Origin of the sequence: Marinospirillum alkalitolerans, assembly GCF_045055655.1 — a bacterium.
Taxonomy (GTDB): Bacteria; Pseudomonadota; Gammaproteobacteria; order Pseudomonadales; family Halomonadaceae; genus Marinospirillum; species Marinospirillum alkalitolerans.
Window position 1 is genome coordinate 1 of the sequence record NZ_JBANFI010000007.1, and the last position, 14,598, is coordinate 14,598.

General features: G+C 51.2%; 10 protein-coding genes and 4 tRNA genes. All 14 read left to right on the plus strand.

What is annotated here, in order from left to right; all coding sequences use genetic code 11:
• Positions 1-267: 267 nt before the first annotated feature.
• Positions 268-1,257 (plus strand): biotin--[acetyl-CoA-carboxylase] ligase, encoded by a 990-nt coding sequence (locus V6U78_RS10895; protein ID WP_405340569.1) that lies wholly within the window; start codon positions 268-270, stop codon positions 1,255-1,257.
• Entirely contained in the window at positions 1,241-2,053 is an 813-nt protein-coding gene (locus V6U78_RS10900) for a type III pantothenate kinase (protein ID WP_405340572.1), read from the plus strand. The genes V6U78_RS10895 and V6U78_RS10900 overlap by 17 nt, the downstream gene beginning before the upstream one ends.
• Before the next feature lie 108 nt (positions 2,054-2,161).
• A tRNA-Tyr gene (locus tag V6U78_RS10905) sits at positions 2,162-2,245 on the plus strand.
• Between the two features lie 16 nt (positions 2,246-2,261).
• Positions 2,262-2,335: transfer RNA gene (locus V6U78_RS10910), tRNA-Gly, on the plus strand.
• 6 nt (positions 2,336-2,341) lie between these two features.
• Positions 2,342-2,416: transfer RNA gene (locus V6U78_RS10915), tRNA-Thr, on the plus strand.
• A 6-nt stretch (positions 2,417-2,422) separates the two neighbouring features.
• Positions 2,423-2,498, plus strand: a tRNA-Trp gene (locus tag V6U78_RS10920).
• A 64-nt stretch (positions 2,499-2,562) separates the two neighbouring features.
• The gene (gene secE / locus V6U78_RS10925) at positions 2,563-2,931 is read left to right on the plus strand and encodes a preprotein translocase subunit SecE (RefSeq protein WP_405340575.1); all 369 of its coding nucleotides are present in this window, start codon (positions 2,563-2,565) and stop codon (positions 2,929-2,931) included.
• Positions 2,932-2,940: 9 nt separating this feature from the next.
• Positions 2,941-3,474 carry a transcription termination/antitermination protein NusG gene (gene nusG / locus V6U78_RS10930; RefSeq protein ID WP_405340578.1) on the plus strand — a complete coding sequence of 178 codons (534 nt, stop codon included), beginning with the start codon at positions 2,941-2,943 and terminating at the stop codon, positions 3,472-3,474.
• A 66-nt stretch (positions 3,475-3,540) separates the two neighbouring features.
• Positions 3,541-3,972 carry a 50S ribosomal protein L11 gene (rplK, locus tag V6U78_RS10935; RefSeq protein ID WP_405340581.1) on the plus strand — a complete coding sequence of 144 codons (432 nt, stop codon included), beginning with the start codon at positions 3,541-3,543 and terminating at the stop codon, positions 3,970-3,972.
• A 1-nt stretch (position 3,973) separates the two neighbouring features.
• On the plus strand, positions 3,974-4,669 hold the full coding sequence (gene rplA, locus V6U78_RS10940; protein ID WP_405340584.1) for a 50S ribosomal protein L1: 696 nt from the start codon (positions 3,974-3,976) through the stop codon (positions 4,667-4,669).
• 228 nt (positions 4,670-4,897) lie between these two features.
• A complete protein-coding gene (rplJ, locus tag V6U78_RS10945; protein ID WP_405340587.1) occupies positions 4,898-5,401 on the plus strand; it encodes a 50S ribosomal protein L10 in 504 nt (167 codons plus the stop codon).
• A 54-nt stretch (positions 5,402-5,455) separates the two neighbouring features.
• Positions 5,456-5,827, plus strand: a complete 372-nt coding sequence (rplL, locus tag V6U78_RS10950) for a 50S ribosomal protein L7/L12 (protein WP_405340590.1) — start codon at positions 5,456-5,458, stop codon at positions 5,825-5,827.
• A 208-nt stretch (positions 5,828-6,035) separates the two neighbouring features.
• Positions 6,036-10,118: a DNA-directed RNA polymerase subunit beta gene (rpoB, locus tag V6U78_RS10955; protein ID WP_405340593.1), complete on the plus strand. Its 4,083-nt coding sequence runs from the start codon at positions 6,036-6,038 to the stop codon at positions 10,116-10,118.
• Positions 10,119-10,217: 99 nt separating this feature from the next.
• Positions 10,218-14,432 carry a DNA-directed RNA polymerase subunit beta' gene (rpoC, locus tag V6U78_RS10960; protein WP_405340596.1) on the plus strand — a complete coding sequence of 1,405 codons (4,215 nt, stop codon included), beginning with the start codon at positions 10,218-10,220 and terminating at the stop codon, positions 14,430-14,432.
• The last annotated feature ends 166 nt before the right edge of the window (positions 14,433-14,598 follow it).

Here is a 14,598-nt window from a genome sequence, read left to right on the forward strand (position 1 = left end):
AAACCGTGAAAATAGCCCTAGCGTATCCATCCTCGGCTAATATGGCGGAAGGTCTCTGTTCCAGACTTTTCGAGCCACTCAAAATGGCAGCTGGATATCAACATTCCTGTTATCAAGGGCAGCTAGCAAGAATAGCGACCATCTATACGGTTCAATGATCTTAGTTTTATGACTTCTTTACTTGAATCAGTCCCCCTAGACCTTAGCGGTAAGAGGCTTGCGATAGAGAGATAAAGCGCGTTTAATAGCGATTTATCTGAGCAGCCTATGAATCTTTACCCTCTTCTTCATCTACTCAATTCATCACGCTTTGTTTCTGGTACCGAGCTCGGTCGTCAGTTGGCCTTGTCACGTGCTGCGATTTGGAAGCAGATCAAGCAGCTCGAGCAGCTTGGTCTTGAGATAGAGACACATCGCCAGCAGGGGTATCGTCTTAGCCAGGCTTACCGGTTCTTTGAACCTGCGCTGCTGAGTGCGGCATTAAAAGCGCAGACAGCACCTGTTGCCCATCTAGAAGTCTATCCTAGCTGCGCCTCGACTAATCTGCTCCTGCATGAGCGTCTGCAACAAGGCCAGACTATTCATCAGGCCATGATTGTGACTGACCTGCAAACAGCTGGCCGTGGTCGTCGTGGTCGTGCCTGGATCAGTCCTTTGGGCAGTTCGATCTGTCTCTCCTGGGGCTGGCGTTTTGAAGGCTCTGCACAGCAGCTCGAAGGTTTGAGTTTGGCTGTTGGTGTTGTGCTGGTGCAAGTGCTGCAAGAACTGGGTATTGAAGGTGTGGGCCTAAAGTGGCCGAATGATCTTTATACAGCTGAAGGTAAGCTTGGCGGCATCCTGATCGAGCTAGCCGGCGATCTTGCTGGCCCTTGTGAGTTGATCCTCGGTGTAGGCCTTAACGATACCCGGCCTCAACAGCAGGCTGAAATTGACCAACCTCTCGCATATCTAAGTGACTATACAAAGACACTGCCAGATAAGAACCAGCTAGCAGCGCTGCTGACACAAGCTGTATTTACACTATTGGCTAGCTACTTAGAGCAAGGATTTGCTGCTTACACCGAGAAGTGGAATGAGCTGCATTTATGGCGGGATCGACAAGTAAGAGTCTTAGCGCACGGACAGCAGGAGCAGGTGCGCCTTGGTGGTGTGAACCAGCGCGGTGAGCTTGAAGTTTTTAATCATGCCGGTGCTTCACGCTTTCTATCTGGTGGAGAAATCTCAGTGAGAGTAGAAAAAGATGATTCTGGATCTTGATATCGGCAACACGCTTTCTAAATGGCGCTTGAAGAGCATGGAGCAGGATAGAATCATCGAGAGGGGTTCGGTGTGGACTCGGGACCGCTGGGATGGATCGCAAGAGTTGCCTGATTTTCGTGATCTGAAGGCGATCCGCATTTCTAACGTTGCCGGAAAGGACATTTTGCGCAAGGTTGAGCGTCTTGCTAAGCGTTACCGCGTGAAGCTCTACGTAGCACGCTCATGCGAAGAATCCGCCGGCGTCAGAAACGGCTATCAAAAGCCGGAAGCGTTGGGTGTCGATCGCTGGATGGGTGTGCTGGCTGGTTATCATGCGTTGGGTGGCTGCTGCGTGATTGACTGCGGTAGCGCGATTACGATGGATTTTGTGCTGCCTGATGGTCAGCATCTAGGCGGATTTATTACCCCTGGAATGCGTCTGATGAAAGAAAGTTTGAAGCTTGGGACAAGCAACGTGCCATTTCAGCAGGATGATACCTATCAAGGATTAACTGTACCAGGCACAAGCACGCAGGAGGCGGTCACACATGGGATTTTTCTTGCAGCTGTAGGGCAAATTGCCCTCGCCTACGATCAGTTCTGCCAAAGTCAGAAACAAAAGTTGCCCGTTATTCTGACAGGTGGCGATGCAGAACTCATTCATCGAGGACTCAGTATTCATGCTTATATGTGGCCAGATATGGTCTATGCAGGACTTGAGCTGATCTTTCCTTTAACTGAGCAAGAGTTACAAGGGCAACTCTATGGGGCGCCGGTGCGTGCCAAAATCATAGAAAAAGTTGTTTTTGCTTAAAAAAAGCTTGCTGTTCTTTGTGTGAGCTGTTAAAGTTGCGCCCGTTGTTGAGACAGGCAGCTGATTTCTTGACAGTAAGCGTCAAGCCTATATAATAGGCGACCCTATGGAGGGATTCCCGAGTGGCCAAAGGGAGCAGACTGTAAATCTGCCGCGCGAGCTTCGAAGGTTCGAATCCTTCTCCCTCCACCATTTATTCCCAGGGCATGCGGGCATAGTTTAATGGTAGAACCTCAGCCTTCCAAGCTGATGACGCGGGTTCGATTCCCGCTGCCCGCTCCAGGTTTTGCTCATGTAGCTCAGGGGTAGAGCACACCCTTGGTAAGGGTGAGGTCGACGGTTCAAATCCGTCCATGAGCTCCATTGTTAAGGCCAGTAGCTCAATTGGCAGAGCAGCGGTCTCCAAAACCGCAGGTTGGGGGTTCGATTCCCTCCTGGCCTGCCAATCTTCCCCAGATTGGTATTCCATCCCCACAATTTTGATCTACCGCAAGGAGTTTGAGTTTCTAATGAAAGCTAAAGCTGAGGCTCAGCCGGCTAAACTAGATGGATTCAAATGGTTGCTGGTCGTTCTCCTGATTGTTGCGGCTGTTGTTGGCAATATGTTTTTCTCTGATCTCCCGCTCTTGTATCGGGTGGTCGGCGTCGTTGTGCTTTCCGCTGCGGCCTTCCTGCTCTTTGTCAGTACTGAGAAGGGCCAGAAGTTCTTGGTTATGGCAAAAGAAGCACGCACAGAAATCCGTAAGGTGATCTGGCCGACGCGTCAAGAGACAACGCAAACAACTTTGATCGTTTTAGCCGCTGTCGCGATCGTTGCATTGCTCTTATGGCTCATAGATATGCTTGTGAGCTCAGCAATTAAATTTCTGATCTACTAGGAAATCGTTATGGCAAAGCGCTGGTACGTCGTGCATGCCTATTCAGGCTTCGAGAAACAAGTGATGCGTTCATTAATTGAGCGCGTGAAGCTGAAGGCCATGGAAGATCACTTCGGACAAATTTTAGTGCCAACTGAAGAAGTGGTTGAGATGCGCGATGGTAAAAAGCGTCGCAGCGAGCGCAAGTTCTATCCTGGCTATGTTTTGGTCGAAATGGATATGAATGACGCAAGCTGGCACTTAGTCAAAGAAACACCCAAGGTTTTAGGCTTTATTGGTGGTACGCCAGAGAAGCCAGCACCGATCACCCAGCGTGAAGCAGACGCGATTCTGCAGCGTGTACAGGATGGCTCTGATAAGCCGCGTCCTCGTACTATGTTTGAGCCGGGTGAAGTGGTGCGTGTACTTGAAGGCCCCTTCGCTGACTTTAATGGTGTGGTTGAAGAGGTGAACTATGAGAAGAGCCGTCTGCATGTTTCTGTATTGATTTTTGGACGTGCAACACCTGTTGAACTCGAGTTCGGCCAGGTCGAAAAAGACTGATTTTTTTGGTGCCCGTCAGGGCAAATATTGGGAAGCCGTCAGGCGTTACTACCCTAGGAGAAGAGTGTGGCTAAGAAAGTACAAGCCTATATCAAGCTGCAAGTTGCAGCAGGCAAAGCGAACCCCAGTCCCCCCGTTGGTCCAGCTTTGGGTCAGCACGGCGTGAACATCATGGAGTTCTGTAAAGCGTTTAACGCACAGACTCAAGATGTTGAGCCAGGTCTGCCTATCCCCGTTGTGATCACTGTTTATAGCGATCGCAGCTTCACGTTCGTCACCAAGACACCTCCAGCGGCTGTTCTGTTGAAGAAGTCTCTGGGTCTGAAATCAGGTTCTGCTGTTCCTAACAAGAACAAAGTAGGCAAGATTACGCGTGAGCAATTAGAAGAAATTGCTAAGACCAAAGAGCCAGATCTGACTGCTGCCGATATGGACGCAGCTGTACGTACTATCGCAGGTACTGCGCGTAGTATGGGTATTGACGTGGAGGGCGTATAAGATGGCTAAGCTGACTAAGCGTCAAAAACTGATCGCAGAAAAAGTAGACGTTAACAAGTCTTACACAGTCGAAGAAGCGGTTGCTCTGCTCTCTTCACTGCCGCCTGTTAAGTTCAAAGAAACTGTTGAGCTGGCTGTGAATCTGGGTGTTGATCCACGTAAATCTGATCAGGTTGTTCGTGGTGCGACTGTTCTGCCCAATGGCACAGGTAACTCGGTTCGTGTTGCTGTGTTTGCTCAAGGTGCAGCTGCTGAAGCAGCTAAAGAAGCCGGCGCTGATCTGGTTGGTATGGATGATCTGGCTGAGCAAGTCAAGAAAGGCGAGATGAATTTTGATGTCGTTATCGCGGCTCCTGATGCGATGCGCGTTGTGGGTATGCTGGGTCAGATTCTTGGTCCACGTGGCTTAATGCCAAACCCCAAAGTTGGTACCGTTACGCCTGATGTTGCGACTGCGGTCAAGAATGCTAAAGCAGGTCAGGTGCGTTTCCGTACTGATAAGAACGGCATCATCCACGCTGGCGTTGGTAAAGTTGACTTTACTGCTGATGCAATCAAAGGCAACATTGAAGCGCTGTTGGCTGATCTGAAGAAGCTGAAGCCTTCTTCTTCAAAAGGCGTTTACATGAAGAAAGCGACCCTGTCGAGCACTATGGGTCCCGGCTTAACACTGGATCTTTCCAGCTTAAGCATCTAATGTAACTGGCCCTGCTGAATGCAGGGCTCAGTAAGACTTTGCGGTATCTGGTTTTGCCAGATCCCCTCAAAGACCGCAGGTGTCAATTCATGACTTAATTTCCTGCGCAGATGGAGATGACCGCCAGTATTTGTCGGTCCAACCATCATACCGACTCCGCATTGCGGAGGGTTGGAAACCGTAGAGTGAGACGACTAGGTCTTATCTCTAAAAGAGGAGCAAGTAATCGTGGCAATTGGTCTGAATGACAAAAAGGTGATCGTTGCTGAAGTCAACGAAGCCGCCAAAGCTGCTCTGTCCGTAGTCCTGGCTGATTCTCGTGGCGTGACCGTGAGTGCAATGACGAACCTGCGTAAGCAGGCTCGTGAAGCTCAGGTTGATTTGCGCGTTGTGCGCAACACCCTGGCTAAGCGCGCTTTCGAAGGTACTGCCTACGAGTGTCTGACTAACGAATTCGTTGGTCCTACTCTGATCGCTTTCTCTATGGAACATCCTGGCGCAGGCGCCCGTTTGTTCAAAGAGTTCGCAAAAAGCGAGAAAGAGTTTGAAGTCAAGGCAATGGCCTATGAGGGCGAGCTGATCCCAGCAAAAGACATCGATCGTCTGGCAACACTGCCAACTTACGACGAAGCGATCGCGAAGCTGATGGCAACTATGAAAGAAGCTGCTGCCGGCAAGCTGGTTCGTACTCTGGCTGCACTGCGTGACAAGAAGCAGGAAGAAGCTGCTTAAGCTTTTTCCATCAATAGATTTGAGTTTTAACTCACTAGATTTAGGTAAGCTAAAATGGCACTGAACAAAGAAGACATCCTCAACGCAGTTGCTGAAATGTCAGTAATGGAAGTTGTTGAACTGATCGAAGCAATGGAAGAAAAATTCGGCGTTTCTGCAGCTGCTGCAGTTGTCGCTGGTGGTCCTGCTGCTGGTGGCGAAGCTGCTGAAGAGCAAACTGAATTTGATATCGTTCTGGCCTCTGCTGGCGAGAAGAAAGTTAACGTTATCAAAGCAGTTCGCGAAATCACTGGTCTGGGCCTGAAAGAAGCTAAAGCCATGGTTGACGGTGCACCTGCAACTGTTAAAGAAGGCGCTTCTAAAGCTGATGCTGAAGCTGCAAAAGCAAAACTTGAAGAAGCCGGCGCAACGGTGGAACTCAAGTAATTTGCATGGCAGCCTAGGCTGCGATAGCACTCTGGCTGGTGGCGTAATCGCCGCCGGCCTTTTTCTGTTCAAGCTTAATGAATACCGATATTCTTAAGTTTTGCTACTGCAGGACTCGCCGATTCAACTGCCTAGGCAGACAGAGCACAGCTCTGAGGTGTGGTGACTACTTGCGGTCTGTTTCTGGTGAACAAGCTGGGGAAAACTGATGGCTTACTCGTACACTGAGAAAAAACGCATCCGCAAGGATTTCAGCAAACTACCACAGGTGATGGATGTACCCTACCTGCTGGCCATTCAGCTGGATTCCTATCGCCAGTTTTTGCAAGAAGACAAAACTGGTGACGCACGAACTGAAACAGGTCTCCATGCCGCCTTTCAGTCTGTGTTTCCAATCGAGAGCTACTCGGGCAATGCTGCCCTTGAGTATGTAAGCTATCGTCTGGGTACTCCGGCCTTTGATGTGAAAGAGTGCATCTTGCGTGGTGTCACCTACGCTGCACCCTTGCGCGTCAAAGTGCGCCTGGTGATCTACGATAAAGACTCACCGAACAAAGCCATCAAAGATATCAAGGAACAAGAAGTTTACATGGGAGAGATTCCTCTCATGACGCAAAACGGTACCTTCGTCATCAATGGTACTGAGCGTGTTATTGTTTCCCAGCTGCACCGCTCCCCCGGCGTTTTCTTTGACCATGACCGTGGTAAAACCCACTCTTCTGGTAAGCTGCTGTATTCTGCACGGATTATTCCTTACCGTGGCTCTTGGCTGGACTTTGAGTTCGACCCCAAGGATCTGGTGTTTGTTCGTATCGACCGTCGCCGCAAACTGCCCGCGACGATTCTGTTGCGTGCACTAGGTTATACAGCAGAAGAAATTCTGGCGAAGTTCTTTGAAACCAGCACCTTCTATCTAGAGGGCTTGGACGAGTATTCAATTGATCTCGTGCCCTCGCGCCTGCGTGGTGAGACCTCTTCCTTTGAGATCACTGATGCTGATGGCAAGGTTCTGGTAGAAAAAGATCGCCGTATCACGCAAAAGCATATCCGCCTGTTAGAAAAAGCGGGTATTCAGCGCCTGGCCGTCCCTGCTGAATATATGTTCGGTAAGGTGTTGGCGAAGGATATGATTGATCCTTCTACAGGTGAGTTGATCGCAGAATGTAACACTGAGATCAATCCTGAGCTGCTGGCCAAAATGAAGGCAGCTGGTATTCGCGAATTCGAAACCCTCTATACCAATGATCTGGACTGCGGTCCCTTCATGTCGGATACCTTGAAAGCTGACTCAACACGCTCTCAGCTCGAGGCTCTGGTTGAAATCTACCGCATGATGCGTCCTGGCGAGCCACCCACCAAAGAAGCAGCTGAGTCTCTGTTTGAGAACCTCTTCTTCTCTGAAGATCGTTATGATCTGTCGACTGTCGGTCGGATGAAGTTCAACCGCCGCCTGCGTCGCGATGAAGACACTGGCCCTGGCATCCTGACGCACGACGACATCATTGATGTGATGCGTGAAATGCTCAGCATTCGTAATGGTCAGGGTGAAGTCGATGATATCGATCACCTGGGTAACCGTCGCATTCGCTCAGTTGGCGAAATGGCCGAGAACCAATTCCGCGTTGGCTTGGTCCGTGTTGAGCGTGCTGTGAAAGAGCGCCTGTCTCTGGCAGAAAGCGAAGGCTTGATGCCGCAGGACTTAATCAATGCCAAGCCTGTTGCCGCGGCGGTCAAAGAGTTCTTTGGTTCGAGTCAGCTGTCTCAGTTTATGGATCAGAACAACCCTCTGTCAGAAGTCACGCACAAGCGTCGTGTTTCTGCACTCGGCCCAGGTGGTTTGACCCGTGAGCGCGCAGGCTTTGAAGTCCGTGACGTACACCCCACTCACTATGGTCGTGTCTGCCCCATCGAGACGCCTGAAGGTCCAAACATCGGTCTGATCAACTCTTTGGCGACCTATGCGCGGACTAACTCTTACGGCTTCCTTGAAACACCTTACCGTAAGGTACACGACAGCAAGGTCACCGATGAAGTGGTCTACTTGTCTGCCATTGAAGAAGGCCAGTTTGTTATTGCTCAGGCCTCAGCCAAGCTGAATGAGCAAGGTGAGCTGATTGATGAGTTGGTCCAGGTTCGTCATAAAGGCGATACCACCTTCGTGACACCGGATCAGGTTACCCTGATGGACGTGTCGCCACGTCAGGTTGTCTCGGTCGCTGCATCGATGATTCCTTTCCTTGAGCACGATGATGCTAACCGCGCTCTGATGGGTTCGAACATGCAGCGTCAGGCTGTGCCCACTTTGAAGGCCGATAAGCCACTGGTGGGAACGGGTATGGAACGTGCGGTTGCGCGTGACTCAGGCGTTTGTGCTGTGGCACTGCGTGGCGGTGTTGTTGATTCAGTTGATGCTTCACGTATTGTCGTGCGTATCAATGAAGAGGAATTGATCGGTGGCGAAGCCGGTATCGATATCTACAACCTGACCAAGTACACCCGTTCAAACCAGAACACCTGTATTAACCAGCGCCCAATCGTGCGTCCTGGTGATCGCGTGGTGCGTGGCGATATCCTTGCGGATGGCCCCTCGGTGGACATGGGTGAGCTGGCACTGGGTCAGAACATGCGTATCGCCTTCATGCCTTGGAACGGTTTTAACTTCGAGGATTCGATTCTGGTTTCAGAGCGCGTGGTGCAAGAAGACCGCTTTACCAGTATTCACATCCAAGAAATGACCTGTGTTGCGCGTGATACCAAACTGGGCGCAGAAGAAATCACTTCTGATATTCCCAACGTTGGTGAAGCTGCCCTTTCTAAGCTGGATGAGTCTGGCATCGTTTATATCGGTGCAGAAGTCGGTCCTGGCGACATTCTGGTAGGTAAGGTCACGCCAAAAGGTGAGACTCAGCTGACGCCAGAAGAAAAACTGTTGCGTGCGATCTTTGGTGAAAAAGCGTCGGATGTGAAGGATACCTCGCTGCGGGTTTCTACCGGCATGAAGGGCACCATCATTGACGTTCAGGTCTTCACACGCGATGGCGTTGAAAAAGACAAGCGTGCGATTGCCATTGAGCAGATGCAGCTTGATCAGGTGCGTAAGGATTTGAAAGAAGAATTCCGCATCGCTCAAGAAGCCACCTTTGCTCGTCTGCGCAATGCGCTGGCTGGTCAGAAGGTGAACGGCGGCCCTGATTTATCCAAGGGTGCAGAAATCACCGAAGGCTACCTGTCGGATCTGAAGCCGGATGAGTGGTTCAAAATCCGTATGCAGGATGAAGCCCTGAACGAACTTCTTGCGCAGGCCCAGCAGCAGCTGGAAGAGCGTCGTAAAGACATGGAAGAGAAGTTTGAAGACAAGAAGCGCAAGCTACAGCAGGGTGATGATCTCGCTCCAGGCGTTTTGAAGATCGTGAAGGTTTATGTGGCCGTGAAGCGTCGCATTCAGCCTGGTGACAAGATGGCTGGTCGTCACGGTAACAAGGGTGTTATCTCTGCCATTATGCCTGTCGAAGATATGCCTTATAACGAGCAGGGTGAGCCAGTTGATATCGTCCTCAACCCGCTGGGTGTACCTTCGCGGATGAACGTTGGACAGGTACTCGAGACCCACTTGGGTCTGGCTGCGAAAGGACTCGGTGAGCGTATTAGCGAACTGCTGGAGCAGGAGCGCAGCGCTCAGGTGAAGGAAATTCGCCAGTTCCTCGATCAGGTCTATAACCTGACTGGAGCCAAGCGCCACGAAGATCTCGATTCCTTCAGTGATGAAGAGATTATTCAGCTGGCGATGAACCTGAAGAAGGGTGTGCCTATGGCAACGCCTGTCTTTGATGGTGCAAAAGAAGAAGAGATCAAAGACCTTCTCGCGCTGGCTGGTTTGCCACGTAGCGGACAGATGGATCTCTATGATGGCCGTACCGGCGAGAAGTTTGATCGCCCAGTGACTGTTGGCTATATGTACATGCTCAAGCTCAACCACTTGGTGGATGACAAGATGCACGCACGTTCAACGGGTTCGTACAGCCTCGTCACGCAGCAGCCCTTGGGTGGTAAGGCCCAGTTTGGTGGTCAGCGCTTTGGTGAGATGGAAGTCTGGGCGTTGGAAGCCTATGGTGCCGCACATACCCTGCAGGAAATGTTGACGGTGAAATCGGACGATGTGAATGGCCGGACCAAAATGTACAAAAACATTGTGGATGGCAATCACAAGATGGAACCAGGCATGCCTGAGTCCTTCAACGTTCTGGTAAAAGAAATACGTTCTCTGGCGATTGATATCGATCTCGAATATTAATTGCCCTGGCCCAGAGGAATCTGGGCCAGCCCATCCAAGGGCTAGAAAGATTGCAATGGCGGGCGTTGCCCGCTGCTACTCCAACGGGAGCTGCGGCTGATGAAAGACCTGGTAAATGTATTGAAGACTCAGGGTCAACCTGAAGAATTTGAGTCACTCAAGATTTCTCTTGCTTCACCGGATATGATCCGTTCTTGGTCCTATGGTGAAGTCAAAAAACCTGAAACCATTAACTATCGTACCTTTAAACCCGAGCGGGATGGCCTCTTCTGCGCCAAGATCTTTGGTCCGGTCAAGGATTACGAGTGCTTGTGTGGTAAGTACAAGCGCATGAAGCATCGCGGGATCATCTGTGAGAAGTGTGGCGTTGAAGTCACCCAGGCCAAGGTGCGTCGTGATCGTATGGGTCACATCGAGCTGGCCTCACCTGTTGCTCACATTTGGTTCTTGAAGTCGCTGCCTTCTCGTATCGGCTTGATGCTGGATATGACGCTGCGTGATATCGAGCGCGTCCTTTATTTTGAAAGCTTTGTGGTGATCGAGCCTGGTTTAACCACGCTTGAAAAAGGCCAGCTGCTCAACGATGAGCAGTACTTTGATGCGCTGGAAGAATTTGGCGATGATTTTGATGCACGCATGGGTGCCGAAGCCATTCAGGCCCTGTTGCAAGATATCGATCTGAACGAAGAAATCGAACGCATTCGTGAAGAGATTCCTCAGACCTCTTCTGAGACGAAACTGAAGAAAATCTCGAAGCGCCTGAAAATTTTGGAAGCCTTCCGTGACTCCAGCAACCAGCCTGGTTGGATGGTGATGGAAGTGCTGCCTGTGCTGCCACCTGATTTGCGTCCTTTGGTTCCCTTGGACGGTGGCCGTTTTGCGACATCGGATCTAAACGATCTCTACCGCCGTGTGATTAACCGTAACAACCGTCTGAAGCGCCTGCTCGAGCTGAATGCGCCCGATATTATCGTGCGTAACGAAAAGCGGATGCTGCAAGAAGCGGTTGACGCGCTGCTGGATAACGGTCGTCGTGGTCGTGCGATCACCGGTAGCAACAAGCGTCCATTGAAGTCTCTGGCTGACATGATCAAGGGTAAGCAGGGTCGTTTCCGTCAGAACCTGCTCGGTAAGCGCGTTGACTACTCAGGTCGTTCGGTCATCACCGTGGGTCCAACACTGCGTCTGCATCAGTGTGGTCTGCCAAAGAAAATGGCTTTGGAACTCTTTAAGCCTTTTATCTTCGCCAAGTTGGAGTCCAAAGGCCTGGCGACGACCATCAAAGCAGCTAAGAAGATGGTTGAGCGTGAACTGCCCGAAGTCTGGGATATCCTCGCAGACGTGATTCGCCAGCACCCTGTACTGCTGAACCGTGCGCCGACTCTGCACCGTCTGGGCATTCAGGCTTTTGAGCCAGTTCTGATCGAAGGTAAGGCGATACAGCTGCACCCCTTGGTGTGTGCGGCCTATAACGCTGACTTTGACGGTGACCAGATGGCCGTTCACGTACCGCTGACGCTGGAAGCCCAGCTGGAAGCCCGTGCGCTGATGCTATCCACCAATAATGTGCTCTCGCCCTCGAATGGTGAGCCAATCATCGTGCCTTCTCAGGACGTTGTTCTCGGTCTCTACTACATGACACGCGAGAAGATTGGTGCGAAGGGTGATGGTCTGGTGCTGAGCAGCATCGATGAAGCCGAACGCGCTTATGCCACTGGTGCCGCCAGCCTCCATGCTCGCGTGAAAGTGCGTATTGAAGAAACAGCAAAAGAAATTGATTCTGAAGCTGAGACACGGACTTTTATTGCTGAGACGACCATCGGTCGTGCGCTGCTGTTCCGTGTACTGCCTAAGGGCTTGCCTTTTGAGCTGGTCAACCAGTCGCTGAGCAAAAAAGCGATCTCGCGCCTGATCAACGAAGCCTACCGCCGTGTGGGTCTGAAGGATGCAGTTATTTTTGCTGACCAGCTGATGTATACCGGCTTCCGTTACGCGACCTGGTCTGGCTGTTCGATCGGTGTGAACGACTTTGTTATTCCTGATGAAAAAGCAGGCATCATTGCTGAGGCTGAAGCCGAAGTGAAGCAGATCGAGCAGCAGTTTGCTTCGGGTCTGGTCACACAAGGCGAGAAGTACAACAAGGTGATCGATATCTGGTCAAAGGCCAACGATAAGGTCGCCAAGGCGATGATGGAAGGCATCTCAAAAGAGACAGTCACTGATGAAGCGGGGAATACGCATCAACAGGCCTCTTTTAACAGTGTCTTTATCATGGCTGACTCAGGTGCGCGGGGTTCGGCTGCACAGATACGTCAGCTAGCCGGTATGCGTGGTCTGATGGCTAAGCCAGATGGCTCGATCATCGAGACGCCGATTGTCGCCAACTTCCGTGAAGGTCTGAACGTACTCCAGTACTTCATCTCAACTCACGGTGCGCGTAAGGGTCTGGCGGATACCGCACTGAAAACAGCCAACTCGGGTTATCTCACACGCCGTCTGGTGGATGTGGCACAAGATTTGGTGGTCACTGAGCATGACTGTGGCACCGAGCAAGGTCTGACGATGCATCCTGTGATCGAGGGCGGCGATATTATCGTGCCTCTGTCTCAGCGTGTGCTGGGTCGTGTGGTTGCCCAGGATGTATTGAGCAACACGACGGGCGAACTGGTCATTCCAAAAGGCACCCTGCTTGATGAGAAGTGGTGTGATCGCCTCGATAGCCTGGGTGTGGACGAGATTATCGTTCGTTCTGCGATTACCTGTGATACACGCTTTGGCGTCTGCTCTCAGTGCTATGGCCGTGATCTGGCGCGTGGTCATCTGGCGAACGTGGGTGAGGCAGTGGGTGTTATCGCTGCTCAGTCGATCGGTGAGCCAGGTACTCAGTTAACGATGCGGACCTTCCACATCGGTGGTGCGGCCTCGCGGGCCTCAGCCATTGATAGTGTTCAGGTGAAGCATGGTGGCCATATCCGCTTCCACAACATCAAGTTCGTGGAGCGTGAAGACGGCAAGCTTGTCGCTGTATCGCGTTCTGGTGCGCTGGCAGTGGCAGATGCTCAGGGTCGTGAGCGTGAATACTATAAGCTGCCTTACGGTGCTGAAATCAGTGTTGCACATGGTGATGCTGTTGAAGCTGGTCAGGTCGTAGCGAAGTGGGATCCGCACACTCACCCCGTTGTGGCTGAGGTTGCAGGTCGTGTGCAGTTTGCTGATATGGAAGATGGAATCACCATCAACCGTAATATCGATGATCTCACGGGTCTTTCCTCGATCGAAATCATTGAAACCCAGCACCGTCCTGCCGCAGGTAAGGACAAGCGTCCGATGATGCTGCTGTTGGATAGCGAAGGTAAAGAAGTCACGCTGCCGGGCAGTCAGACACCCGTACAGTACATCCTGCCGGGCAAGGCTGTTGTCACCATTGAAGATGCTTCACAAGTGAAGGTCGGTCAGATTATTGCCCGTATCCCACAAGAAAGCAGTGGTAACAAGGATATCACCGGTGGTCTGCCACGCGTTGCTGACTTGTTTGAAGCGCGTCGTCCAAAAGAGCCTGCGATCCTGGCTGAATACGATGGTACTGTCTCGATGGGTAAAGAGACCAAAGGCAAGCAGCGCATCATCATTACACCGAATGATGGCGGCGACCCCTATGAGTTCTTGATCCCGAAATGGCGTAAAATCAACGTCTTTGAAGGTGAGACCGTTGAGCGCGGTGAAGTGATTTCGGATGGCCCGTCTAATCCGCACGACATCCTGCGTCTGCTGGGTGTCAGTGAGCTGGCCAAGTACATCACCACCGAAGTGCAGGATGTTTATCGCCTTCAGGGTGTTGGAATTAACGATAAGCATATTGAGGTTATCGTCCGTCAGATGCTGCGTAAGGTTGAAATCACTGAAGCGGGTGATTCAAGCTTTATCGCTGGCGAACAGGTCGAATACTTCAAAGTGATTGAAGAGAACGAGCAGCTTGAGAAGGCGAATAAGTTCCCAGCTAAGTATGAGCGTTTGCTGCTGGGTATTACCAAAGCCTCTCTGGCGACTGAATCCTTTATTTCAGCTGCATCGTTCCAAGAAACAACGCGCGTTCTGACAGAAGCCGCGGTCACAGGAAAGCGTGATCACCTGCGTGGTTTGAAAGAAAACGTGGTTGTTGGTCGTCTGATTCCTGCTGGAACAGGCTTGACCTACCATGCTCAGCGCAAAAAACGCCGCGAAGATCAACAAGTTGTTCTCAGTGGCCCAAGCGCGAGTGAAGTGGAAGCAGCGCTGACCAGTGAGCTGTCTGCACTGGAGCAGGATGAAGAGTAACAAGCTGCGGGGCCGTGAAAGCGGCCCTGCTACTTGACCTTGTGCCTCTTTAACTCGTAGAATGCGCTTCCTCAAAAGAGGGGATAGGTGCGTCTATCCATTTTGTTTGTATCCGAAATTTTAGTCAGATCTTGGTTTCAACAGGGTTTTAGACTGAAAAAAAGTG